This is a genomic window from Leucobacter japonicus (genome assembly GCF_001273855.1).
Classification (GTDB): domain Bacteria; phylum Actinomycetota; class Actinomycetes; order Actinomycetales; family Microbacteriaceae; genus Leucobacter; species Leucobacter japonicus.
On sequence record NZ_JHBX01000104.1, the window covers coordinates 77251 to 103252 of the forward strand.

The 26002-nt window shown below is 65.0% G+C and carries 20 protein-coding genes and 1 tRNA gene; 14 read left to right on the forward strand and 7 right to left on the reverse strand.

The window, feature by feature from the left end; translation table 11 throughout:
* Positions 1–9 precede the first annotated feature (9 nt).
* Positions 10–741, reverse strand: a complete 732-nt coding sequence (locus AMS67_RS04895; RefSeq protein WP_053386367.1) for a helix-turn-helix transcriptional regulator — start codon at positions 739–741, stop codon at positions 10–12.
* 212 nt (positions 742–953) lie between these two features.
* Between AMS67_RS04895 and AMS67_RS04900 the strand changes: the two genes are divergently transcribed.
* Genes AMS67_RS04900 through AMS67_RS17960 form a run of 7 tightly spaced genes read left to right on the forward strand, consistent with a single transcriptional unit; the run spans position 954 to position 9075 of the window.
* Positions 954–2000: an ABC transporter substrate-binding protein gene (locus AMS67_RS04900; RefSeq protein ID WP_053386368.1), complete on the forward strand. Its 1047-nt coding sequence runs from the start codon at positions 954–956 to the stop codon at positions 1998–2000.
* Between the two features lie 15 nt (positions 2001–2015).
* Positions 2016–3947, forward strand: coding sequence for an SIP domain-containing protein (locus AMS67_RS04905; RefSeq protein ID WP_053386369.1), 1932 nt, complete (start codon positions 2016–2018; stop codon positions 3945–3947).
* Between the two features lie 9 nt (positions 3948–3956).
* Positions 3957–5072: an ABC transporter substrate-binding protein gene (locus AMS67_RS04910; protein ID WP_053386370.1), complete on the forward strand. Its 1116-nt coding sequence runs from the start codon at positions 3957–3959 to the stop codon at positions 5070–5072.
* Positions 5024–6121 (forward strand): FecCD family ABC transporter permease, encoded by a 1098-nt coding sequence (locus AMS67_RS04915; protein ID WP_169782358.1) that lies wholly within the window; start codon positions 5024–5026, stop codon positions 6119–6121. Before AMS67_RS04910 ends, AMS67_RS04915 begins: the two co-directional genes overlap by 49 nt.
* Positions 6118–7242: a FecCD family ABC transporter permease gene (locus AMS67_RS04920; protein ID WP_082305305.1), complete on the forward strand. Its 1125-nt coding sequence runs from the start codon at positions 6118–6120 to the stop codon at positions 7240–7242. Before AMS67_RS04915 ends, AMS67_RS04920 begins: the two co-directional genes overlap by 4 nt.
* 49 nt (positions 7243–7291) lie before the next feature.
* A complete protein-coding gene (locus tag AMS67_RS04925) occupies positions 7292–7855 on the forward strand; it encodes a SixA phosphatase family protein (protein WP_053386371.1) in 564 nt (187 codons plus the stop codon).
* Between the two features lie 50 nt (positions 7856–7905).
* Positions 7906–9075, forward strand: coding sequence for a DUF4031 domain-containing protein (locus tag AMS67_RS17960; protein WP_053386372.1), 1170 nt, complete (start codon positions 7906–7908; stop codon positions 9073–9075).
* A 117-nt stretch (positions 9076–9192) separates the two neighbouring features.
* Here AMS67_RS17960 and AMS67_RS04935 read toward each other — a convergent pair whose 3' ends face one another.
* Both AMS67_RS04935 and proA read right to left on the reverse strand, forming a co-directional pair.
* Entirely contained in the window at positions 9193–10788 is a 1596-nt protein-coding gene (locus AMS67_RS04935; protein ID WP_053386373.1) for an HNH endonuclease signature motif containing protein, read from the reverse strand.
* Positions 10789–11027: 239 nt separating this feature from the next.
* Positions 11028–17573, reverse strand: coding sequence for an anti-phage protein ProA (gene proA / locus AMS67_RS04940; protein WP_053386374.1), 6546 nt, complete (start codon positions 17571–17573; stop codon positions 11028–11030).
* A gap of 189 nt (positions 17574–17762) precedes the next feature.
* On the opposite strand from proA, the gene AMS67_RS04945 reads away from it, so the two are divergent.
* From AMS67_RS04945 to AMS67_RS04975, 7 genes are all read left to right on the forward strand, one after another.
* Positions 17763–18998 (forward strand): exonuclease domain-containing protein, encoded by a 1236-nt coding sequence (locus AMS67_RS04945; RefSeq protein ID WP_053386375.1) that lies wholly within the window; start codon positions 17763–17765, stop codon positions 18996–18998.
* Positions 18995–19438, forward strand: coding sequence for a DUF6389 family protein (locus AMS67_RS04950; protein ID WP_053386376.1), 444 nt, complete (start codon positions 18995–18997; stop codon positions 19436–19438). The genes AMS67_RS04945 and AMS67_RS04950 overlap by 4 nt, the downstream gene beginning before the upstream one ends.
* Positions 19439–19510: 72 nt before the next feature.
* Positions 19511–19723 carry a DUF6578 domain-containing protein gene (locus AMS67_RS04955; RefSeq protein WP_053386377.1) on the forward strand — a complete coding sequence of 71 codons (213 nt, stop codon included), beginning with the start codon at positions 19511–19513 and terminating at the stop codon, positions 19721–19723.
* Positions 19724–19837: 114 nt separating this feature from the next.
* A complete protein-coding gene (locus AMS67_RS04960) occupies positions 19838–20494 on the forward strand; it encodes a hypothetical protein (RefSeq protein ID WP_053386378.1) in 657 nt (218 codons plus the stop codon).
* A 16-nt stretch (positions 20495–20510) separates the two neighbouring features.
* Positions 20511–21542 carry a helix-turn-helix domain-containing protein gene (locus AMS67_RS04965; RefSeq protein WP_053386379.1) on the forward strand — a complete coding sequence of 344 codons (1032 nt, stop codon included), beginning with the start codon at positions 20511–20513 and terminating at the stop codon, positions 21540–21542.
* Positions 21543–21646: 104 nt separating this feature from the next.
* Positions 21647–22555 (forward strand): nucleotide-binding protein, encoded by a 909-nt coding sequence (locus AMS67_RS04970; RefSeq protein WP_075201234.1) that lies wholly within the window; start codon positions 21647–21649, stop codon positions 22553–22555.
* Entirely contained in the window at positions 22555–23028 is a 474-nt protein-coding gene (locus AMS67_RS04975) for a hypothetical protein (RefSeq protein ID WP_053386381.1), read from the forward strand. The genes AMS67_RS04970 and AMS67_RS04975 overlap by 1 nt, the downstream gene beginning before the upstream one ends.
* 261 nt (positions 23029–23289) lie before the next feature.
* On the opposite strand, the gene AMS67_RS04980 is transcribed toward AMS67_RS04975, so the two are convergent.
* The 4 genes from AMS67_RS04980 to AMS67_RS04995 form a co-directional block, all read right to left on the reverse strand.
* A tRNA-Gln gene (locus AMS67_RS04980) sits at positions 23290–23364 on the reverse strand.
* A gap of 141 nt (positions 23365–23505) precedes the next feature.
* Positions 23506–24861, reverse strand: a complete 1356-nt coding sequence (lysA, locus tag AMS67_RS04985) for a diaminopimelate decarboxylase (protein WP_082305307.1) — start codon at positions 24859–24861, stop codon at positions 23506–23508.
* A gap of 295 nt (positions 24862–25156) precedes the next feature.
* On the reverse strand, positions 25157–25363 hold the full coding sequence (locus tag AMS67_RS04990; RefSeq protein WP_053386382.1) for a hypothetical protein: 207 nt from the start codon (positions 25361–25363) through the stop codon (positions 25157–25159).
* A 61-nt stretch (positions 25364–25424) separates the two neighbouring features.
* Positions 25425–25952, reverse strand: a complete 528-nt coding sequence (locus AMS67_RS04995; protein WP_156316546.1) for a hypothetical protein — start codon at positions 25950–25952, stop codon at positions 25425–25427.
* Positions 25953–26002 lie beyond the last annotated feature (50 nt).

The window sequence follows — 26002 nt, forward strand, 5'->3', positions numbered from 1 at the left end:
TGACGCTGGTCACACGGCGTGCGGCACCGCTTCACCGAGGCCGGCGCGGTACTCCGCCGGCGTCGCTCCGAAATGCGCCTTGAACACCCGCCGGAACGCGCTCACGTCGGTATAGCCGACACGATGCGCAATGGTCTCGATGCGCTGCACGGAACTCAGCAGCGTCGCCGCGGACTCCATACGGTTGCTGATCCGCCACTCGCGCAAGGTGACGCCGGTATCGCGCACGAACGCCCGTTCGATCGTACGCAGGGAAACGTGCGCGGCTGCGGCGAGCGCCGCGGCTGGTCGCCGGTCGCCGGGGTTGGCGCGCAGCGCCGAGGCGACCGCCGCGGCTTCGGGCGTGCGCGGCATGGTGAGGGCGCTGGTGATCGCGGGCTGCAGCTCGATGAGCGCGAGCAGCTGCCGACTGAGGTCTATGTCGGGTTGCAGCGCAGTCTGCTGCGCCTGGATGCACGCGAGAAACAGGGTGGAGAGATCATCGTCGACGCGAAACACCGTGACGCGCTGCAACGCGGTCTCGGTGTCTTCGAGCCCAAAGAACATGGGCAGCAGCACCGAGTTTTCGTGCACCTGCAGCGCGTGCCGGGTGCCCACCGGCACCCAGACGGCGGTGCCCTCGGTGAGTACGTGGCGTTCGATGCCGGCACGCACATCCGAGCTGCCGCGCGCTTGCCACAGCAGCAGGTGGTCGCCGTGGTGCACGCGCGCCGTCAGCCGCACCGCAGGTATGTGCACCATGGGGCGTGTGATCGCGCGGCGACGTGTCCCTTCCGTTCTCACGCGTCGCTCTCCTCACCATTCCGTTGCGGTACGCACCGCCGCGCTCCGGGTGCGTGGTGACGCATCCGGCACCGAGAGTGTCGCTTTCTGCACCATCCAAAAGTTTAGCGTTCCCTAACCTAGATCACACGTATGCTGGCTCGTCATGGGCCGCGTCCCCGAAAGGCACCGTGAAACTTCTCCCCGCAACCCGCACCATCGCGCTGCTCGCACTCAGCGCACTCGCTCTCACCGCCTGCGCCGGTCAGGCCGATGCCGCACAGAGCGCGTCCGCACAGAGTGATGCCGTGCTCCTTCCCGCCGCCGAGGGAGACACCGCGTATCCGCTGACGCTCGACACCGAATACGGCAGCTCGACGCTCGACGAGCGCCCGCAGCGCATCGCCGTGATCGGCGGGCTCGGCGACCAGGAGTCGACCCTCGCGCTCGACATCGCCCCCGTCGTCGCATCAGACAACGACGGCTACCTCTGGAACGACGGCACGCGGCTCGACGAGGTCGACACGTTCATCGACCCGTGGGCCGACAGCTTCGCCTTCGAGAAGCTGCTCGCCGCGAAGCCCGACCTCATCGTGGCAAGCACGTACGGCAATCTCGAGAACGACTACGAGCGGCTGTCGAGCATCGCCCCAGTGCTCGCCGTCGCACCGAGCGGCGATTTCGCCTGGGATTGGCGCGAGCTCGTGCGCGGCGTCGGCGAGGCCACCGACCTCTCCGAGCGCGCCGAGCAGCAGATCGACGAGACCGAGAGCCGCATCACGCAAGCGGCGCAGGATCACCCGGAGTTCAGCGGCAAGACCGTCGGCATCGTGATCAACCGTGGGCAAGAGACCGGGCTCCAGTTCGTGAACATCGAGGGATCGCCCGCCGAGGAGCTCCTCGACGAACTCGGGTTCGCGAAGCACCCGCATGTCGATGAGCTGAGCAGCTTCGACTGGGGCGAGATCAGCCTCGAGAACATCGGACTCGTCGATGCCGACGGCTTGCTCATCGCTCGACACGGCGGGGAGGGCACCGTTGCGGAGGCGACCACCTGGCTCGAGAGCAATCAGCTCTACCAGCAGCTGGGCGCCGTGCAGGCGGGCAAGGTCGCATTCGTCGATCCGAATCCCGAGACCGACGGCCTCGACCTCGCGTGGGCTTTCGCCTACCCGAACGTGCTGGCCAATCGGTGGACGGTCGATCAGCTGACCGACGCCTTCGCCGATCTCTACTGAGCAGAGCGAGATTTCATGGCTCACTCGATGCGCCCCCTGTCGATCTATCCGATCACCACGCGCACGCTCGAGGTGCTGCGCGTCGCCGACGTCACCCCGGGCATGCGCCGGGTGACGTTGGGCGGCGCCGACCTCGCCGCGCACACTGCCAGCAACGGGTTTCCCGTCGCCGCATTTCGCTCGGACGGGTTTGACGACGAATTCAAGGTGCTGCTGCCTCACCCCGATGCCGCCGAGATCGTCGGGCCGACCCAGGCCGACGGCGTCTTGAACTGGCCCCGCGGCGACGAGCACCTCTTGCTGCGCACCTACACGGTGCGCCGGTGGGATCCGGAGGCCGGCGAGCTCGACGTCGACTTCGTGGTGCACGGCACCGGTGCCGCCTCGACCTGGGCCGTCGAAGCGCAGGTCGGTGACCGCCTGCAGATCGCAGGCCCCAAGATGTCGGCGCCGCACCCCGTGGGCGCCGACTGGACACTCATCGCCGGCGACGAGACCGCGCTCCCCGCGATCGCCCGCTGGCTCGACGAGTGGCCGACCGGTGCTCGCGCGCAGATCTTCATCGAGGTCGCCGTCGAGGCGCACCGCCAGCCGCTGCCGTGCCCCGACGGCGTCGAGATCACCTGGCTCAGTCGCGACGGCGCCGAGCCGGGCACGACGTCGCTGCTGTTCGACGCGATCCGCGCGGCCGAATGGTGGCCGGGCACCCCGTTCGCCTGGATCGCCGGCGAAACGCTCACACTGATTCCGATTCGCCGCTGGCTGCGCGGTGAGCGCGGGCTCACGAAGGCTCAGGTTGAAGTGACCGGGTATTGGCGGCGGCAGGCGGGGGCAGGCGAGCACACGGCGACTGCGCCCATCGAGACCACGCAGCTACCCACAACCCCCGCCTCCCCCGAAGCCGATGTTGCTGGGAACGATGCAGCCGACACCGCAGACACGCTCGCGGATGCGCTCGATCCAAGCGACCGCTTCCACGAACTCACCGAGCTGCTGCCGGCATTCGCGGTGAGGATCGCCGCAACCATCAGGCTGCCCGCCGCGTTCGGCGGGGCCGCGCGCACCCTCGAATCACTCGCGGAGCGCACCGGGGCCCACCCGCACGGGCTCGCCAAACTGCTGCGGTACCTGGAAGCGCTTGAGCTCATCGAGACGGTGGCGCCCGGAACGACCTACCGCCTCACTGCGCTCGGCAGCGAACTCGACGACGAAGACACTATTGAAGATCTCGATCTCGATGGTCTGCGCGCGCAGCGGGAACTCGGCGGCGCGCTCGCGCTGCTCTCAGCGGTGCGCACCGGCACCGGTGATTTCGCGGGCTGGTTCGGCACCGACTGGCGATCTCACGTGTCGCGGCCGGGCACTGCGCTCGACGACCGCATCGCGGGTGAGGCGCAGGAGGCCGACTATGTGGCCAGTGCACTCGCGGAGTCGCCGGCGTTCGACGGCTGCTCGAGCGCCGCGCTCATCGGTCCCGGCACCGGCGTGCTCGCCGCGGCCCTGGTGGCGCGCCACCCGGAGCTGCGGGTGACCGTGCTCGCGGCGCCCTCCGAGATCACCGTGCTCCAGCGTCTGCACGATGTCCACGACCGTATCGCCTACGAGCCCGCCGGCAGCTTCGCGACGCCCGCGACCCCCGTCGACCGAGTGCTGCTCGCGACGGTGCTGGCTCCGCTCGCCGATGCCGACGCCGATTTGGCGCTGCAGCGGGCCGCCGCAGCGGTCGTACCCGGAGGCGCGCTCCTCGTACTCGAGGAGCCGCTCGACCTGGACCTCGCCGACGAGCACGAGTTCGAAGACGATCTCATCGATTTCGCACTCACGGGCGGCGGTGCGCGCACCGATCCCGAGCTGCGCGCACGCTTTGCCAGTGCCGCGCTGCCGACTCCCGACCGACGCACGGTCGGCTGGGGCGCCGCGCTCTACTCCATCGCTCTTCCCCGATAAGGATCGACCATGCCGCACCACTCACCGATCAACACCCCGGGCACCGCGTCGCACGCCGCGCCCCGCGCCCTGCGACGCAGGCGTGGCTTTGCCGGTCTCGCCGCCGTCGCCGCAGCGACGCTCCTGCTCGTCGGGTGCGCCGGGGCCGCGTCGAGCACCTCAGACACCAGCTCAGACACCGGCTCTGGTTCTGGCGCGCCCGATGCCCCGTTGCTCCCCGCAGCCGAGGGCACGACCGAGTACCCGCTCACGCTCGACACACCGTTCGGCGAGACCGTGCTCGAGCAGCGCCCCGAGCGCATCGCGATCGTCACGGCATCCACGATCGACACCGATGCGCTCATTGCGCTCGGGGGTACTCCGGTGTTCGCGCCGTCCACGGTGGAGCGCAACGCCTGGATCTCCCCAGAGACCATCGACGGCATCGAGACACTCTGGGATTCGGAGGCGGGTGCCGAGGTGTCGGCCGAGCAGGTCGCCGCCAGCGATCCCGATCTCATCGTGGCGCTCTACGCCACTGATGCGGTCGACCGCACCCGATTCACGCAGTTGAGCGCCATCGCGCCGGTGCAGTACGCCGAAAGCGACTCGCTCTCGTGGCAGCAGACCACCACCGAGCTTGGAGCCGCGCTCGACCTCTCGCAGGCGGCGACCGAGGCCGTAGGCGCGGCCGAAGACGCCGTCACGTCAGCACGGGCCGAGCACCCCGAGTTCGCCGGCAAGACCGCGACGCACGTCATCGTCTACGAAGAGGAGTACGGCGTCGCGTACGCCAGCGCTCCCGGAACCGACACCGCCGCGCTCATCGAACAGCTCGGCTTCGCGCTGCCCGAGCCAGCGGCACGCTTCCTCGATAGCGATGTGGTGAGTGGCGAGCTCATCTCGCTGATCGATGCCGACTTCTTGCTCGTCAGCACGTTCGACGCGGGCACCGAGACGTACGTCACCGAGTCGCCACTGTTTGCCGCCGTTCCCGCCGTCGCCGAGGGACGAGCCGTATTTGATGCGGCAGACCCCGACACCGGCACGAATGCGTTCGCGTGGGGCCTGAACGTGCAGAGCGCACTGAGCGTGCCGTGGCTCATCGACCGCCTCACCGGGTTCGCGGAACAGGCCGTCTCCTGAGTTCCGAAACCACTCCTGCGCGAGCAGCAGCGCAGACACCCGCACCAGCACGGCAGCGCGTCGGCGGCCGGCTGCTCGCGCTGTTCATCACGGTCGGCGCGCTCATCGTCGTCGTACTCCTCAGCCTCGCCGTGGGCGCGAACCCACTCGGGCTACCCGAGGTCTGGCGCGGACTGTGGCACCCCGATTCGAGCGAGGCCTCGATCATCGTGTGGACCCTCCGCATTCCACGCACCGTCGTCGGCATCGCCGCGGGCGCCGCGTTCGGGCTCGCGGGCGCGCTGATTCAGGCGCTCACGCGCAATCCCCTCGCCGACCCGGGCATCCTCGGTGTCAATGCCGGCGCGGGGTTCGCGGTGACGCTCGGTGTCGGCGTGTTCGGCATCTCAAGTATCTCGGGCTACATCTGGTTCGCGTTTCTCGGCGCCATCGCTGCGACGGTGCTGGTCTCTCTCATCGGCGGCACTGCACGCGGCGGCTCACCCGTCACCCTGGTGCTCGCCGGGGTGGCGCTCTCCGCGGTACTCACCGGCATCTCCACGTTTCTCACCCTCATCGACGAAGACACGTTCCGCGCGATCCGCTCGTGGGGCGTCGGATCAATCGCACGCACAAGCCTCGACGACGCCCTACTGGTGCTCCCCTTCTTGGGAACCGGGTTGCTCGTCGCGGCGTTCGTGGCGGGGCCGCTCAACGCGCTCGCCCTCGGCGACGACCTCGCCTCGTCGCTCGGCGCGCACCCGCTGCGCACACGGGCGCTCGGCATCGTCGCGGTGACGTTGCTCGCCGGCGGCGCGACCGCATTGACCGGCGGCATCGCGTTCGTCGGCCTGATGATCCCGCACATTGTGCGCTGGTTCACGGGCCCCGATCAGCGGTGGATCCTGGCGATCACCCTCGTCGCAGCGCCCGTACTCGTACTGGCAGCCGACGTGCTGGGCCGCATCATCGCGCGCCCCGGCGAGGTCGAGGTCGGCATTGTCACCGCGGTGATCGGCGCACCGGTGCTCATCGCGCTCGTGCGGCGCGGAAAGACGAGCGGGCTGTGAGCGCGGAGACCACCCCGGCACAGTCCGCCTCGGCGCTGCCCACTCCAGCACCGACCGCCGTGAGACAGGCCGTTGACCCCGGGTACGCCTACCGCGACCTCCGCTGGGGGCGCGTCTTGGCGCTGCGCGTGCGTACTCGCAGCATCGTGGCACACAGCGTGCTCTTCCTCATCGCCGTGGTGCTCGCGGTACTCGCGATCGGGATCGGCGACTACCCGTTGTCGCCCGCGCAGGTCGTCGAGGGGTTGTTCGGCGGGGGCGAGGAGTTCACGCGCACAATCATCGTCGAGTGGCGTCTGCCTGTGGCGATCGCGGCGGTCGCGTTCGGCGCACTGCTGGGCGTGGGCGGCGCGATCTTCCAGTCGCTGACGCGCAATCCGCTCGGCTCCCCCGATGTCATTGGGTTCGATGCCGGCGCCTACACCGCCGTCGTCGTCACGATTCTCTGGATCGGCGCGTCGGGCTACTGGATCGTCGCGGGCGCCGCGATCGCGGGCGGGCTGGCGACGGCGATCGTCGTGTACGCGCTCGCGTTTCGGCGCGGGGTACAGGGGTTCCGGTTGATCATCGTCGGCATCGCTGTGTCTGCGCTGCTCGGGTCAATCAATGCGTATCTCATCACGCGCGCGGATCTCACCGACGCAATCTCCGTCGGATTCTGGGGCGCCGGATCACTCACACGCGTCACCTGGCCCAGCCTCGTGCCATCGCTCGCCCTCGGCGTCGTGATTCTCATCGGCGCAGGCGTGCTCTCGCCGGCGCTGCGGCAGCTCGAACTCGGCGATGACGCCGCCCTCGCGCAGGGCGTCAGCGTGGGGCGGGCACGCGCGGGATTGCTGGTCGCGGGTGTCGCCACGTCGGCACTCGTCACCGCTGCCGCCGGACCCATCGGGTTCATCGCACTCGCCGCACCCCAACTCGCGCGGCGACTCACCCGCAGCCCGGGCGTCTCACTCATGGGGGCGGCGAGCATGGGCGCGGCGCTGCTGTCATCGGCGCACCTGCTGTCGCTGTCGCTCGCCCAGGTGTATCGCCCGGTTCCCGTCGGACTCATCACCGTGTGCGTCGGCGGGCTCTATCTGATCTGGTTGCTGTTCCGCGAGACCCGGCGACGCGAGTGACCGGTGGTGTGCGTGCGTCGCCCCCAGTGTTCCCCCGTATCCTGGCCGCATGGTCACGCTCATTCTCGTTCGTCACGCGAAGTCCGACTGGGGCGACCCGGGTCTCCCCGACCACGATCGCTCACTGAATGCCCGCGGGCAGCGCGATGCGCCGGTGATGGCGGATCGCCTAGCCGTACAGCTCCGCACCCTCGGCGAGCCGGTGGACCGCCTGATCTCGAGCACCGCACTGCGCGCCCGCACGACCGCCGCCGTGTTCGCCGATGCGCTTGGCGTCGCGCTCGAACTCGACCCGGAGCTCTACCTCGCGAGCCCCGAGACCCTCACCGGGGTCGCCGTCTCCGCCGGAACCGCGGCCGATCGCGGCGGCGACTCCCCCGCGTCGACCGTGCTAATCGTCGCTCACGAGCCCGGGCTCTCCGAGCTCGCCGCGCGCCTCACCGGGGGCGGCATCACCGAGATGCCGACGTGCGCGGTCGCCCGCCTCACCTGGGGACACGGGGCGGGTGCCGGTGGGCACCTCGAACATCCCGAGCACGAATCTTGGACGACCGCCGTCTCGCGCATCGCCGATGCGTGGGAGCTCGATACGCCGAAAACGCCCGCAGCGTAACCGGCCTCTCGGTCGGCGATAACCGCCCACCACCGCAGTACGCTGAACGCATGGCGATCCTCATCGACCCGCCGGCCTGGCCCGCACACGGCACCATCTGGAGCCACCTCGTCTCTGACACCAGCTACGACGAGCTGCACGCGTTCGCCCGGCGGCTCGGGTTTCCGCGGCGCAGCTTCGACCTCGACCACTACGACGTCTCGGCCGCGAACTACGACCGCGCGGTGGCGCTCGGCGCGCTGCCCGTGTCGGGTCGCGAGGTGGTGCACCGTCTGCGCAATACCGGACTGCGCGTGCGCCAGGTCGACCGCGCAGCGATAACCCCGGTGCGGCGACAGCAGTACCTCCGCGACGAGTGGGCCCGGCTCGGCGAGCTTCTCGCGGGTCAGGCTCCGGATCGCCCCGCCCCGGCCACCGACCCCGCCTGGGCCGCACTCGGCGAGGATCTTCTCGCCCGCTGGACCGAGCCACACCGCCGCTATCACGACGAGCGCCACCTCGAAGACGTGCTGCTCGCGCTTGATCACCTCGCCTCGCGCGGCGAGCGCATTGCGCCCGAGACCCTGCTCGCGGCCTGGTTTCACGACGCGGTGTATACGGGGGCGGTACCGACGAGCGCCGCGCAGGCCGGGGGCACTGCCGCCGGCGAAACCGGAACCGGCGCCGGCGAGAGCCGCGCTGACGAGACTCCCGCTGGCGGGACTCGCTCTGAAGGTTCTCGCGCTGAAGATTCTCACTATGCAGATTCTCGCGCCGAATCAGGCCACGCCGACGAGCAGCGATCGGCCGCGCTCGCGGTTGCCGAACTCACCCGGCTCGCTGCGGTTCGTTTGTCGGCCGAGGCCGATCTTCCGGCGTTCCCTGGCCTCACCCCGAGCGTCATCGAGTCTGTCCGCGCTCAGATCATCGCGACGACACCCGCGTCCTCCGTGGATGGCTCCGGTGACCCCGCCGCCATTCCCTCCCCGCCCGTCGCGCACCTTCTTGACGCAGATCTCTGGATCTTCGCGTCTCACCCCACGCGTTACGCCGACTACGCGGCCTCGGTACGCCTGGAGTACGCGCATGTGCCCGATGACGCGTTCGCACGCGGACGATCCACGATCCTCGAGTCGTATCTCTCGAACCCAAACCTCTACGCAACCGAGGCCGCCCGTGAGTTGTGGGAGGCGCGCGCCCGCGCGAATGTGGCGCGGGAGATCGCTCAGTTGCGCGGCTGACAGCTGAAGCTTCGCCACGGCCCGACGCCACGAGCTCTCCGAGGCCCGAGCCCGGAGCCGCCTCACCCCGCATCGCGTCGCCTCGCCTCCCAGCGCGAAGCATCTGCGTCCACATCTCTAGAACGGTTGCTCTTGTAACTCGAGGTCCCAGTTCCTGCGGCGTTCGATCTCAGCGCGAATCTCCGTCATCTGTGCACGGTGCGCTGAAGACGCGTCCTCATCGAGATTCTTGGAGGCTTCTTCCCCGTCTTTGTCGTCTCCGGCTCGAACCCGCGCGAACCTCACCCGACTCGGCGGCCGGTCGGGAATTTTGCGGCCCGTCGGGCTCGTCCAGAGCAGATCACCGTCGTATCGCTGCTCGACGATCCATCCGGTGTGGTGCTTCAGCGTGTGGTGCCCACGGCACAGATGTGCGAGATTGTCGGTTGCGGTCGCACCGCCCAGCGCCGCGTCGATGGTGTGGTCAAGATCGCAGCGCGCGAGCGGCACCCGGCATCCTGGGAACCGGCAGTGCTGGTCGCGCGCGCCGAGGCGGCGGCGCATCTCTTCGCTCGGTCGGTAGCGGTCGACTGCCAGCACGCTTCCGGTCGCGGATTCAACTGTGACGCGCTCCCAGACGGGCGTTTCGGCAGCGATGTCACGAGCGCTGCCGACCGGTATGGGCCCCGCACCGATGAGCTCTGCGACGGCATGATCGCCACGTTCGCCATTTCGCCACTCATGGCGGTCCATGGCCGAACCAGGGCCGGCACCAGCACCCGCACCGACGAGACCTTCGACCGGAACAATCACCTGAACGCGAGCACGCATCGACCGGGCAGCCGTCGCCGAGCAGTCGACCTCCATTGGATCCGAATTCAGGAGCAGCGAGACAAAGACGTCAGCGCGCGCTTCGTCACGCCCGCGAACGGGCTCGCTCGATTCCGCATCACTCTCAGCCGCAGATTCAGACTCGTGCCCCGAAGCCTCAACCCGCTGCACTTCACGCGCGATCCGAGTCAGTCGATCATGGATCGCATACGCCTCGACCGTCGGCAGGTACGCGGTTAGGTCAGACATGCCGTCTTCGCGTTCCTGCACCATCACGCGTCGTTCGCGCACGGCCTCGCGGTGGCGCTCGTCGAGTGACTCGACGGCATGCTGCTCAGCGAGGCGACGGGCTATGGGCCGTAGGCGATTCACGGTGTCGACGCGTGCGTGCGTGAGCACTTCGGATTCGTAGGCCGAGCGTCGCGCGACTACGTCGGGTTCGGAACCGTGCCCGACCCGCATCCCAGCGTCGACGATGACCCGCGCGTGTGCTGCGGAGATCTCACCGGCTGCCAGCGCCTCCTGCACGGCAAGGTACTCGTGCTGCACCCGCCAGGCAGTGTCGAGCTGCGCCTCCGCGGAGCGCTCGCTCGCACCGAGCACGCCCGCGAGATCGGCTCGCAGAGCCCGATATTCGAGTTCGCTGCCTCGCGAGCCAGAGACTCGATCAGACGTCCGATGCGCGGCACCCAGCCCGGTCGCCGCCTCGAGCGCGGCGTTCAGCAGCTCGAGACGGGCAGCGTCGAGGGCGCGCTGCTGGTGTTCGAGCCGCCCGATCCACCACATGATCTGAGAGACGCCCGGCGATCCTGCACCAACCCCCGCACCCGAAGCGCATACGACCGCACCCGGCAGATCGCTCAGCGAGGGCGATGCGAGAGGGGCGATGGTGACTGATGCCATGTCTCCACTCAACCAGCAACCACCGACATTCACGCGATGTATGCCGCGAACTCAACGAGGTACTCCAGAGAAGGTGAGCAAAGCGAACCTTGAAGCCTGTTTTTCGCGCGTGGTCGCCCGACCGGCCATGGTCGCGCGGAGGGCCGCAGTCGCCCACTCGCTCTTAGCGATTATGGCGCCGACCATTGAGACAGTCGAGGCGCGCACTTCTCCTACAGCATCATTGGTCGCGTCATCGTTCAGGTCGCAACCCAGTGCATGCCGGCTCGAGAGACTTTTCCACTCGCTTCTGCACGTTGGAGTGCTTCGTCAAGGCGGTTCGCGATACCGGTCGTGATGCGCCGTCCGCCGAAGAGAGCGAGCGCCTCACGGACGAGCGTGTCACGACTCATACCTCCCGATCTCTCGAGCAAGACAATCATTGCATTCCCGATTTCTTCAAGCGCGACGGAATCAATATCGCGGCGTTCGTCGGGTCCCGGCACCCGGGCGTCGGTGAATGCGTTCAAGCCGCTTTTTGGCCAAACAAACGTGCCTCGCTCGCTGCGGAGAAATTCGCCGGGAATACAAGCCTCGATGCGTGCCGACCGACTTTGCGCCACCCTCGACAGCCCAAATGACTCCGCGACGAGTTTCACCAGTCGTTGAACGTGCACCGGACCTTCGGCATCAACGATTTCCTTGGCGACACCTGATACCAGTCGCGTAGCTGCCCGGCCGGGAAGTGCGTCGAGTACCTCGATCCCACCGCGTTGGCCGCCCGCCCAAGGCACGAAGCTACGCAAACGTTCATGAGTTGCCTGCCTTGCCGAGCTCGTCGGCACCGATGCACGTGATGCAACAGGCGCGTGGCTCGCCACGTCTACCGCATCCGGAGTGACCGATGGCAAGAGCGAGACCCGCTCGATTCCGAACTTCTCGCTTGCAACCGAACTCGGCATTTGCTCCACATGGTCGACGGCGGAAATCCGCGCCGATGCTTCGTTAGGAACGGACGCTTTCGCCGTCTCGGGAGCAATCTGTGCGTGGTCGACCACCTCGACGAGACGTTGCACCGTGCCCTCGCGGTTTTTCAGCCATTCGGGCAGCCATACGCGTTCCACAGCACGCCATTTAAGCAAGTTCTGCAGTACCTCCGATGGCAGACCATCGCGATCAGCGACGGTTCGCCGCTCGCGCCACGATTGCCCATCGAGCAGAATTGCGAGCACTGGTGCATCCGGCTCAGCTGCGGTCGCCACGCTGATATCGACTCGGAAATCAGAGAGCCCGACATCTTCACGCACAACGTAGCCGCGCTCGCGCAGCGCTGCTGCGACTTCAGAGCGGTGTCGATCGACCTGAGGTTTCACGGTAGCCCCGAGCGAGGATCTCTTGACGCCGCGTTCTGCGAGCTCCATGTACGCCTGCAGGTGCTTGATACCGTGCGATATCGTGCTCTCAGTTCTCAAGTCTGTGGAGTTGAAGCTTGCGAACAGCACCACTTGTCTGCGCGCTCGCGTGATCGCGACGTTGAGACGTCGCTCACCACCCGAGCGGGTGAGCGGTCCGAAATTCAACGGCACGACGCCTTTCTCGTTGGCGCTGAAGGCGACCGAGAACAAAATGGTGTCGCGTTCGTCACCCTGTACATTCTCAAGATTCTTCACGAAAAGGCCGTCGCGCTCTTCGAGCGCGAGAGCCAACCGCTCGTCAGGATGCTCCCGCAGAAGCGTTTCGATTCGCGCACGCTGCTGCGCGTTGAACGTGACGATCCCAATTGAAGGAGATATCGCTGCCGAGCCACGGAACCGTTGTGCGACTTCTTCGACGATTGCTCGCGCTTCGACCTCGTTCGTTCGCAGCGACGCCCCCGAACCGCTTCGGGCGAAGTGACCGTCGACGCGAACGAGTGAGATGCCATGATCGGAACCACCCGAGGCTGGCAGTGGTGCAGGGAACGAGGAAAGCTTGCCATCGTAGTAGGTGTGGTTGCTGAATGAGATGAGCGACTCGTCCTGGCTGCGGTAGTGCCACGAGAGCCACTTCTGACTGACGCGCGCCTGCACGCACTCAGAAAGAATCGATTCCTCGTCGACGACTGCTTCGCCGGCGGTGTCAGCATCACCAACCTCGCCAATCTGAACCTCTGCGAACGACGTCGGCGGCATCTGTTTGCTGTCTCCGACGACAATGACCGAAGCACCTCGTCCCATCGCTCCGACAGCATCGGCAACACGAATCTGCGAGGCCTCATCAAAGACGACGACGTCGAACATGTTCGACCTGGCAGGGAAGAAACGTGCCACAGATTCGGGACTCATCAGCACGCACGGGGTGATCTGCAGAATGATCGATTCGAACCGCTCGAACAGCGTACGAATGCTCATGCCGCCGCGCTTTCGTGTCAGCTGCCGACGCAATTCGCCCATGGCACCGCCGGTGTATGCGGGGTCAATCTGGCGGCGACCAATCACCTGTTCGGGAATCCAACGGGGCAGTTCTTCTCGAACGTCACGCGCACTCGCCGTAAACCGTTGTATCGCTCGCGAGTGCGTCTTCCCGTCGAACAGCCCAAGTGCTTGGGCATCTTCTCGCTCCTGCAGAGAGGCTTGCGCGATGCCCAAATCGAAGGCAATCGCTGCATCGTCGGCGGCAAATGCCCCGGAAACCAGGCCAGCATAGGAATCATGAAGAGCCGCCTTGCGCAGTGGTTCCAACTTCGACAAGAAATGCACATATCGAGCAGCGAATGCCGTTGGCTCGCGATTGAACCGACGGCCCTCAGTAGTCTGCGCCCAGGCTGCGAGCACGCCTTGGTCACCGGCCCACGACTGAAGACGTGCACCTGCGGTCCCCTCAGCGGCCTGCAGCACCCGTTCGAACTCGCGCCACGCCGTCGCGCATGCACTGAGCGCGGCCGCAGCTCGGTCATCAGCCGGCTTGGTCTCGAATACGCGACGCAGATGAGTGACCCTTTCCTTCGCAACAGGATCGCCTCCGCGCAGCGTCCGAGAGAGCCACACCACCCAGTCGAGTTGCTGCAGCACGGGCTCGGCCCCGGGCGCGATCAACGGGTTCCAGCCCTGTGGAATGATCCGCAGCGGCAATTGTGCGGAACGCTGCACGATATCGCTGAGTGTCGTAGCGGTTGCATGCACATCTCCGGTCAACGCGGAGATGTGACTCGCCGGAATCTGTCTCGGATCGATGCGCAGTGCCGAACCGTACTCCGCCAACGCGCTGCGTTGCCGTTTCTTTCGGCCGAAGAACGAGGATTGATCGGCCACGACGGCACGCGCGTGCACACCAGATACATCGACGCCGCCCAAGCATTCGACGCCGATGGTCGAAGCCCAAGGTGGAACGTCTGAAGCGAGCCGGGAAATGTCAGCTCGCAAGTGCGCAATTTGACCAGAGTCGACCGGGGCACGCGAAGCATCAACCACCGCAAGCGAAACGCGCGGCGAGCGATACAGTGCGGCGTACTCAGTGAGATCCTCATGAGCCGTCACGAGGGCGAGGAGCTCCTCATCCACCTGCGCTGCAACGACGTCGGAGAACGCCCGGTCGAATGCCTGGGCCGCACTCACTATTTCCTTCAACGCACGTTCATGCACAGGCTGGGTGATGAATCCCCAAGGGTGCAAAGGGGACGGCAGAGCGAGATCCGCTATTTCCGGAAGTTCACGAAGTGCGGAACGCAATTCCGCGGCCTCCGCTTCACCGGCGGTGCTCACAAATGAAGTCGGGATTGGCAGCGCTTTGATACCCGGCTCTGCGGCCAACATCGCGTCTTGTGCGCGGTAGTACGAATACCCGAATGCATTGGGTTCGTGCAGGCGTTCGGCGTAGCGCCGCAGCGTTGCCGCGCTCGACGCGTTCAGTTCGCGGCTTGAGAGGAGACGCGTGTGATCAGAAGTGAAGGCGGCATCGATGGCCGCGCTGAGTTGTTCGCGAACCGCGACCGGGCGTGCTCCCTTGTCATGCAGATCGAGGCTCAGACTTCCGAGCCCTACGGCCTCGAGTCTCTGCTTCACAACGTCGAGCGCGGCGCGCTTTTCTGCAACAAAGAGCACCTTCTTGCCATGCGCCATTGCATGTGCAAGGAGATTAGTTATGGTCTGTGACTTGCCAGTTCCGGGTGGCCCCTCGAGCACGAATGTTTGACCGGAAACGGCTTCGAGAACGGCCTCCGTTTGAGACGAATCGGCGGGCACCGGAAGCTCGACGATTGCTGCATCCAATGGCGCGTCACCTGTTGGTGGGACCGGGTCTCGGAACGCTTCAGTCGCCGAGTGCACGAGGTGATGAACAAGGGAATTCTCGGCGAGCTGTTCCCAGTTCTCGTCGAGATCTTTCCACAGCCGAAACTTTGCGAACTGCAATACCGCGAGGTCGACCGTCTCATCGATCGTAAATGGCACGCGGCCTGCAGCTAGAGTGCGCCGAGTCGCGGCGAATGTTGCTGCGAGGTCGATTCCGGATTCGTCACGCTCGGGCTGCGCGAGTCCGGGTAGATCAAGGCCAAATTCGACTCGGAGTTTTTCGATCAAGCAGAAGTTCGGCGTCGATTCACCGGATTCGTCGATCACGATTTTGAAGGCCCCACCCCGTGCCGCGGTGACAAGACGCACGGGTACCAAAATCAGAGGTGACCGGAGGTCGCGTCCATCGAGTTGCCAGTGCAACGTTCCGAGGGCGAGATACAGATTGTTCGCGCCGGTCTCCTCCTGGATCGTCCGCGCCTTGTAAGCGAGAGATTGCAGACGGGAGCTGTATGCCGCTTCGCCGATATCGATGAACACCTGTTTGCGGTCTCGCAGCAGGTGCGTGAGTGTCTCGTCACCGAGGTTTTGGCCGAGACGGATCCCGCGAGCCTGCTCGATCGTGGGCACCTTATCGGCAGCCACCAGTGAAATGGGGGTGCCAGCGTTGATCAAGTCTTCAAATTCAGACAGTCGTTCACGCGGCACCGACAACGAGTGACCGGCTCGCTCGGTGTAGTGAATCAGCCGGTTTCGCAGGCTGAGGTCGAGCAATGCGTTCTTCCACTGTGTCACCCGTGCTGGCAGATTTCGGGTATCAGCGACCTGGCCACGGGCCGATGCCGTGCCGATTTCGAGGGCGGGGGCTGCCGGAGCCACCTGGTATTCACGAACTACGACCTGTCCTGTCTCGTCGAGCGATCGACTCGGCAGCGGGAGAATTCCCGCGAGTCTCGACTGCTTGACGTCAGTCACTCCATCGAAGTGTGAGTTTCCTCGCGAGAGGTGCTCTGCGATCGGACGTCGCATTGCCGTCGCAAAGTCTTCGCCGAGAGTGATCGACGTCGTCTCGAGCACGCGCATGTTTTCGAGGCCGACGTAGTTGATGGCTTCCGAGGCGTCGGTATCCGCGGGGGCATCAAACGAGCTATCGACTCGCCAGTACCCCAAAAAGACATGGCCTGGCACGAACCATAGGCTGCTGTTAATGCCGATCTCTTCGAGCGCGGCTGCAAACGTCACCGCAGTATCGAGGCAGGTGCCGAGTCCCCCCGCGAGTACCTCGCCCGGTGTTCGGACTCGTTGTCCGTTGATTCCCCAGCTAGCCGGAGGCTCAGCGTAACGAATCGCGCGCGTTTGCATGGCTTCATACATCGCACGCACGATGGTATCGACCCGTTCGGGATCACCTGACTGGTAGGCGTCTAAGGCACTGGGTGATCCGCCTGATTCAAGTATCTGCGAGGCCTCCCTGATGAGTGCCCCGATCTCAGACGCCTGCGGCTGAATGTGCGCAGCGATCAATTCGAGACCGAGTTGCATGGGCCGCGCGATCCACTGATGCGATGACAGAATGCGCACGGTGCTGCGATGTTCACCGATGACCTCTCCCATCGCATCTCGAAGCGTCACGACAATGGCACCCTCAACTTGCGTGTCGACCTGCAGCATGCGTGCCGGGTCGAGGGTGAAGCCGATATCGGTGAAGTGTGTTTCACCCAAACCGTCGAAGTCTGCAAGCAGAACCTTGGGGTCGCTGAGACTGGTATTGGGGCCAAGCGCTTCGATTATTACCGACGCGCCGCGAAGCTCTGGCCCCGAGTACGTCACGCTCAGTTCGTGCAGGATCGGCACACGGCTGTTTGCCATCGCGTAGCTGAGCACGTCTACGACAGATACCGAGAATTTTGCCGTGGTTACCGGCTCAGCAGTCGCGGCAGCAGAGAGTTCAGGCACCGCGGTCTGCTCTGCAGCGACTGCCAATGCGGATGGATCTGCAGTCGAGCTGTCAGCCATGAGCGAGAGCGGTCGATCGCTCACAACTGGCTCTGCCTGTGGTGCAGGCGAGGCAGCGTGTGCACCTACATCGTGGGCGAACGCTTGCAGGCCCGAGAGTGCTGCGAGTTTCAATCGAGAAACTTGCGGAGCGTGTACACTCGCACCGACTTCGGCAAGCAGCATCTCAGCTGTGTCGAGCGCCCGATATGCTTCCGCGGATGTGAAGTTCGCGCCGTGCGCCCACTCGTTTCGCACGGTACGGAGTTCGCTCGCCAGGGTTGACGACTTGCGTCCGAAGTGTTCCGAGAACGGGAAGCCGAGTGATCCAAGGCGCTCGGTCATCGCGCGCAGCATGAGTGCAAGGTCTCCCGAACGATACAGATCGTGCGAGCGACCGTTCTGTACGTCCTTCTCTCGAATCACATCGATCCACTCCGGGATAGTAGGCAGCAGCTCTCGAAAGCGCGCGGCAACGATCGGTTCTAAGCCCTCGGCCACGATGTCGAGACCTTGACCCACCAGTACACGCACTTCAGCCACTCTGGCTCCTTTGATTTTCGATTTGCGCGTATTTTTGCAGCGCGCTCCACAATCCCCACGAGCGAGTGTATCCAAGCACCCAAGACATCACGAGGAATTCCATCGGCCGCTCCGAAGGCCAGCATCTATGCACCCCCTCAGCGCTTTCGATAGGCTGCCCGTGAGACACCTCCAAACCGAAGGAACACCATGTCAGGTTTCGCCGTGATCGACTTTGAGACAACGGGGCTCGTGCCCGAACGCAGCGACCGAGTGCTCGAGGTCGGGGTGGTGCTGCTTGACGAATCAGGTGCGCGTGAGCATTCATGGTCCACCGTGTTGCACCCGCAGCGAGACATCGGCGCCACGCACATTCACGGCATCACTGGCGCCGACGTGCTCGATGCGCCACGATTTGCCGAGGTGAGCGATCATCTCTTGTCACTCGTCTCTGGGCGCACCGTCGTGGCCCACAACGCGAGCTTCGACATGCGGTTCTTCGAGCACGAGTTGCGGCGCGCGGGCTATGCGATCGCGTCGAGGCCGGCGGCTCTGTGCTCGATGAAGTGGTCGCGCCAATTGCTCGGCGCGTCGAAACTGCAGCACTGCTGCGAAGCCCTCGGCATTCCGCTCACCAACGCGCACTCGGCGCTCGCCGATGCCGAAGCGACCGGAGCACTCGTGTCGCATCTGGTGCAGCTCGGCGGCGCGCGAACCGAGTGGCTGCAGGATCGCTCAGCCTCCGAATCGTATGTCTGGCCACGGGCAATCAGCGCACAGCACACCATTCCTCGCACCGCTGCACGACGGTCCACAGCTTCAGTGCGCCCAAACTCGTGGATGGAGCGTGTGCTCGAGAATGCGACCTTCATTTCCGCTGCTCAGCACACCGAAACTGAGGCCGCCTATCTCGTTGCGCTTGATGGAGCGCTGCTCGACTTCCATATTTCGGAGTCGGAGGGACGATCCCTCGCCGAGATCGCGACCGCTTCAGGTGTCACACTCCCCCGCATGCTCGAACTACACCGTGAGCACTTGCATGCGCTCGCAGCTGAGGCATGGGCAGACGGAGTGCTCACAGACGACGAGCTCGCCGACCTCAGCCGCGCCGCTGTAAGCATGGGGCTCACCCCCGTCGACGTCGTCGGAGCGCTCGACGCAACCCGTGAGCATCGCAGCGAAGCACAGAGCACGCTATTCGAAGTCGGCGATCGTGTCGTGTTCACTGGCGAACTCTCTCGGCCGCGCGATGCCTGGATCGCCGACATTGTCGCTGCCGGGCTCACGACGGGCGGCATCACGAAGTCAACTCGGGCGGTCGTCTCAGCCGACCCCGACTCGGTGAGCGGGAAAGCGGCGAAGGCACGCCAGTACGGGGTTCCCGTGCTCGACGAGGCTGGGTTTCGGAAGCACTTCGAGCAGTACCTCGCGGAGCAGCGCTCATGACCACCCCAGACCGCTACCCCGCCGCTCTCCGCGAGGTGCTCGACACCATGGCCCCCGACGCGCAGCGCAGACTCGCGATCGTCGCCGACGCCGCACGCGCGGGGCGCCTCACCGAGGTCGTGCTCGACTTATTCGTCGACGACGACGCCGAGGGGCCGTTCGACATCTGGGCCCGCTTCCCCGAGGAGTCGGTGTTCGAAACGCAGCGCCGCGTGGGCGACGAACGCCAGATCATCGGCGTGGAGTGGACGGAAGACGGCTGGGATCCCGACGTACCCCCATCCCCTCGCGGCTGGGGGCGCATCGAGCTCGAAAACGCGGTGCTCACGGCGGTGACGGGGTGGATCGCTCAGCTGCTGCCCGAGGCCAGCGCCGACCAGCGGTGGACGCTCGAAACCCCCGACGGCGCCACCGACCCGATCGAGCTGCGCGCGCAGTAACGCGACGCAGCGCCCGCCCTGTCCGCACGTCCCACCCGGGCCACCGCTCAGCCCGTCCGTAGACTCGAACGCATGCGCATCGAAGTCATGGTCAGCGGGTGGGAGCAGGTCTGCTGCGGCGACGAGTTCGCGATCGGTGACGAGATGAAATGGAGTCTTGTCGCTGCGGATCCGGCGCACACCCCCGCGGGTGCACTCCCCCGGTTTGCCGACGAGCGCCACGACGAGACTCCCGACGAGGTGCCGCACTGGCCGGTAGCATCGGACTGTGGGAGCGGTCGGTAGACGCTGCCGAGGTGCTGCACGAGACCCAACCGGCACGCCGGACTGAGATTCGTTGCGTCATATACGACCACAAATGTGGTAGCGTAATGCGCAATTGAGTTCTTGGAGGCCCCAATGAGTATCGCAAGCATCGCACTGCCAGCTGGCGAGGGTGACGAACGTCGCCTCAACGCCTTCGGTCTCACAACTGAGGCGCTCCACTCGGCACTACGACCTGGCTTGTCGAGGGCGGCCAACCGCACAGCGTTGGCGCTCCCCTCGTCTGCGGGCACGGACATCTACCACGACACGATGGAGCAACTCGCGCTGGCCCTCGCTGATACTGGGTGGAAGCTCGTCTGGATCGACCGCCAACCTCGCCTCCTGCATCCCGACGCCCTCATCGCCTTCACTCTCGCCTCGGGAAACAACGTTGCCAACCCCGACCGCCGGAAGTCGCCACGTACGCGAAAGAAGGGCAAGGCTACGCGAAACTCGCTGGCTGCCCCGCAGCTAGATGTCTTGCCGCTCTTCGATGAGCCGGAGGTGGAGCAGGATGCTGCTCTGATCGCGGCGGCGGCACAAGCACCATTGTGGTTCCTTGTTCACGAACGCACCGACCGTGGCCTCAACCTGGAGTTCTCCCGTCCGTCTAAGATGACGGACGCCGGTGCTATTGTGGCGTGGGACGAGCGCATCTTGATCGGCTTCCTCGATCTCGATGGCGACCTGTCGATCTTCGACAGCCCTGACGACGGCGACTTTGACGTGCCCGTTGCACCTCGCTCCTGACACGCTTACGACCATTATGTTCTCCCCAGAACGTCTGAAATTGGCCCGCCAACGCCTTGGTCTGACACTGACCGGGCTCGCCAAAAAGAGCGGCGTATCTCCACGCTCTCTCACCAACTTCGAGACGGGAGAGCGACCGCCAAGCGAAGAATCACTCGTCAAGATCGCCGTCGCGCTCTCCGTTCCGCGCTCGTTCTTCGATCGAGAGCCGCTCGAAGCTGTGCCCGTTGATGCGGCAAGCTTTCGCAAACTCAGCAAGACCACCGCCACCCGCCGAGACGCAGTACTCGCCGCTGCAAGCCTGACCGTCGAGTTTTACGAGCACATCTCGTCGCGATTCACTTTGCCAGGCCCAGACGTTCCGACCCTCGACAAACTCGAACCGGAGCAAGCCGCCGAACTCGTACGCCGCCGCTGGCACCTTGGTGATCGCCCGATCTCCAATCTCGTTCACCTATTGGAGTCCAAGGGCGTCCGTATCGCCGCGCTTCGGCACGAATACAGCGACATCGATGCCTTCTGCTTCGTTCGAGACAGTACGCCGTACGTGTTCCTTAACACGTCGAAGTCAGGCGAGCGCCAACGCTTCGACATTGCACACGAGTTGGGTCATCTCGTTCTACACAGCGACATCGACATGGACCCGAGCACCTCGAAGGAGCGAGAATCTCAAGCGAACCGCTTTGCCGCATCATTCCTGATGCCCAAAAGCGCAGTACTCGCGCAGTCAATGCGTGCAGCCAGCCTCGATCGCATCTTGGCCGCTCGATCGTATTGGCATGTCTCCGCTATGGCTCTCACACACCGCCTCCACGAGCTGCATCTGCTCAACAACTGGCAGTACAGGACGATGTGCGTGACGCTGTCGGATCAGGGCTACAGGTCGTCTGAGCCAGGCGGAATCGTCCCTGAAACGTCACAGCTTCTGCGCAAGGTCATGTACGGCTCTGCCAGCAAAGTCACCGTGCGAGAAGCCTCCGCTGCTCTAGATCTCAGCCTGGAAGACGTGCGCGGCTTCGTGCGGGATCTCGTGCCAATCGCCGCGTAGAATACCGCACCTTCGAGAACCAAATGTCCGAGGTCGTCCGTACCGTTGGTCTGAGGAACTACTGGACACCACGCGTCAACCCACCACCCGCAAGGAGAACATCAGTGAGTAACCAGAGTGCCAATCGGTTGGTCTTCGTCGTGCATGGACGCAACGAGGCTCTGCGTAAGGCGATGTTCGATTTCCTCCGCAGCATCAACCTGTCCCCGATGGAGTGGACGACCGCCGTCGAACTGACAGGTGAGGGCTCGCCCTACATCGGGCAGGTACTCGACGCTGCATTCGAGCACGCCACAGCCGTCGTCGTACTCATGACCCCCGACGAAGTCGCGTACCTGCAGCCTCGCTACGGCCACGGTGACGGCGATATCGAGACCCAGCCCGCCGCGCAGGCTCGGCCGAACGTGCTCTTCGAAGCTGGGATGGCTCTCGGTCGGGATGCGAAGCGCGCGGTGCTCGTCGAGGTCGGAGAGGTACGCCCGTTTAGCGACGTCGCGGGCCGCCATGCGATCCGACTGAGCAATGCTCCGGCCAGCCGCCAGGCGCTCGCAACCAGACTCAAGACCGCGGGCTGCGATGTGGATCTGACGGGCACGGACTGGCACACCACAGGTGACTTCACCGCGCCGCTTTCGCCTGGCGACGGTCTCGCGCTCGGACGGCGACTTCCGAGCGCCGAGCCTGTGCGGAAGCCGATCGACTTCGATCTCAAGTACTTCAACAAAGGTGGCAACCGGATTGACAAGCTCCAGGTGATCAACCGGGGCGCGGAGACAGCCTACGATGTCACGCTTACGGTGCCGGAGAAGGCAGGTATTGACCTGCGCTCCACCGGGCTTCCAGTGATTCCCAAGATCCCGGGCGGTGGACGCTCCGTTACCATCGACGTGATGACCTCGCGGATGGTCTATAGCGGCGCCGGAATGGACAACGCTTTCGACGTCACGATCACCGCTCGCTGCGATGGCGGCGAACAACACACTCAAGACGTGTTCCTTGACATGAACGGATGATGACGCTGGGCGAAGAAATCCGAATTCCCGTGAGCCTGCCTCTAGACGGCCACGGCTTCCTCCGACGTGAATGCCCGACCTGCGTGCGAGAGTTCAAGTGGTTCAGCCACAATGAAGGTGACCTGAACGCGGAGCCGACCACACAGTACTTCTGCCCGCTCTGCGGCAAACCTTCAGGCCTCGACTCCTGGTGGACGCCAGCCCAGCTCGAGCACGTCTACGGCAGTGCAGGAGGTGCTATCGATCAGGTTGTTCAGGATGCGATGGCCAACCTATTCAAGGGAATGAAAGGTTTCGCGTATAGGCCCAACCCGTCATTCAGCGTCGACATAGAGGTGCATAACCCGCTGATCGAGCCGGACGACATGGTGATGATCGAGCCTCCGTGCCACCCCAACGAGCCGCTGAAGGTGCCGGAGGACTCGATGGAACGGATATACTGCCTGATCTGCGGATCAGCGTTCGCCGCATAGGGAGCAGTTCTACGGCTCGACAGAACATTGAGCGCGGACAGTTCAGCGTCCAGCCTTCCGACATCAGCGCGTGGACGCCCCGAAAGCTCACCGACGAGGAGGGACTCTGGGAACGAACCGGATGGGCCGGACGCGGATAAACACACGCGAAGCCATCCACTTTTCTGCCTAAAACCCTATTTTTGGTTCAAAACCCTAACGCTCGAAGAAGCAGCTCAAACAAAAACAACAAACCCCCGGCAATAAACCGGGGGCTTAACGTGGCTGGGATACCAGGACTCGAACCTAGAATGACGGTACCAGAAACCGTAGTGTTGCCAATTACACCATATCCCAAAGCGGAAATCCGCGGCTCCGAGGAGCGCGGCACCGAGAGTTAACTCTACCCTGAAGCCCCCCTGAACTCAAAACGGGGCGGCCGCACGCGCAACCCGCGCGCGTCGCCGCCCCGTTCAGAGCAGAAAAGCGCCGACGAAGCTAGCCCTCCAGCGCCGGCGCGTGCAGCGCCAGCAGCTCCTCGTATGTCTCGCGGCGCGCGACCAGGCGCGCCGCCCCGTCGCGCACGAACACGATCGCCGGCTTGAGCGCCCCGTTGTAGTTGTTCGCGAGCGTGTAGCCGTAGGCACCGGTCGTTGCGACGACGGCCAGATCACCCACGCGAGCGTGCGGCAGCGGAGCGCGATCGACGAGCAGGTCGCCCGATTCGCACTGGCGCCCCACGAGCTGCGACGTCTCGGTCCAGGGGTCGAGCGCGCGGTTTGCGAGCAGTGCTTCGAAACGCTGACCGGTGAGTGCTGCATCCATCTGGTCGGCGAGTCCACCGTCGACGGCCACGAAGGTGCGGCCGGTGCGCTTCACGGTCGTCACGCGGTAGAGCGACACGCCGGCACGAGCGACCAGGGCGCGACCCGGTTCGATCATGATGCGTGCTCCTGCGGGAAGATGCTCGCGAGCGGCAGCGACGATCGTGTCGAGGTACTCCGCAACCGACGGTGCAACCTCGTCGTACGTGTACTTCACGCCGAGTCCGCCACCCACGTCGTAGACGTCGAACTTGCCGGCGGTCGAGATCTTCGCGACGGCCTCGCCGAACTGCTCGACATCAAGAATCTGCGACCCGATGTGCAGGTGCACGCCCTCGAACTCGAGCAGCGGGTGCGCCCGCATGCGCTCGATCGCGGCCAGCGCCTGATCCATGGGCAGACCGAACTTCGAGTCGTCTCCCCCGGTCGCCTGCGACGCGTGCGTCTTCGCCTCGACACCCGGAATCACGCGTAGCAGCAGCTTCTGCGGCTTCGTGAGCAGGCGCTCCAGCCGATCGAGCTCGTCAGTGTTGTCGACGATGATCGTGTCAATGCCCACCTCGATCGCCATGCGCAGCTCGGCATCGGTCTTCGCGTTGCCGTGAAAGTGCAGCTTCGACGGCGACACCCCGGCAGCGAGTGCGAGTCGCAGCTCTCCCCCGCCGGCGATGTCGACCGACAGACCTTCTTCGGCGGCGATGCGATACATGCCGACCGCAGGGAACGACTTCGAGGCGAACAACACCTCGGAGTCGGGCCACCGCTCGCTCAGTCCATCGATGAAGCGGCGAATCTGCCGGCGCAAGCCTGTCTCGTCATACACATACAGCGGCGTGCCGTACTGCTCAGCCAGCGCCTCAACGGACACTCCGCCGAGGTGCAGCACGCCGTCGGCATCGACGGCCGATTCTTCGGGCAGGATCGACCACAGTTCATCGAGCCGCGTGCCCTCGGCAGCGGGCTGCGTGAGCAGGGGCGCGGCAGCAGCAGGAGCCGCAGCAAAATCAGCGGTGGGCGTGGTGTCAGTCATGGGTGGGTACTCCAAAGTTCAGGCCGCACGGCGGAAGCCGACGGCCGCGCCAGCGCCAGGGCGCCGCAGATACGGATGGGGATGGGGATGGGTGCGTGCAGCGGCTGCGCTACACGTATCCCGTCCACACCTGCAGCAGATCCACCGGAGGGTGTGTCGGGGGCTCACGAGTCACGACTCGCAACGCCACTGCCTGCGTGCTGTGCACACCGGCGATTGAACACTTTCGCAACTCCCCCACCTCCTTGCTTTTCTGACTCACGAACTTTTACCTCTTGCTCTGACGAGCGGCCCGCTACCCGCGATAGGCCGGCGGTTCGACTTGTGTGCGTGACGCCTGCGCCGCCGCGAGCTCCGCGGAGTGCTTCCGCAGCGCGGAGAGCACCGCCCCGCGAATGATTGCCCACAAAATCCAGAGCGTCACGATCGTCACGAACAGCCAAATGACGATCGAAAGAATCAGATGCAGCCCTGCGGCGGGCATCAGCGGGTTCTGGTCCATACGATTCAGGCTAGCGACTCGCGATGCCCAGGGATACGCCCCGAGCACCGCAAGCACGCGCTCACCCCAGCTCGTCGGCCTCGATCATGCGCAGCCCGCCGTCGTGCAAGAGCATTTGTCGGCGCAGCGGTGTCGAGTCAGAGCCAGAGTCAGAAACAGCACCAGACTCGCGCAGCTTCATCGTCTCCATCACCGCACGCACCCACCGTTGGTCAACCGGGCTCAGCACTTCACCTCCGGGTCGCTCCCAGACCACGACGAACTCGCGCGCGGCGATCATGCGGCAGACCAGCTGCGCACGATCGATGAAGACCTGTGAGAACGGCACCCGTCCGAGATCGTCGGTGTCGCAGAGTTCGTCGGGTTCAAGTGGGTAGTCGTCCATCGGCATGATCGGTTCAGCCAGTCGGTGCTCGTCATCCAAGAAGAAGAGCCAAACCTGGCGCTGATTCGCCGTCATCATCAATACCGTGAGTTGCTCCAACAGAGCAACGTCGGTGTCGAGCCGCCGATCAGGGTCAGCCGGCGGAAGCGGAGTAGACGGCGAGAGCGGCTGAGGGGCAAGCGGGGTGCGGGGTTTCGGGTTCATGCGATCCAGCATGCGACCCGCGAGGCCGCCAGGCGCGCGAGGTGGGCCCG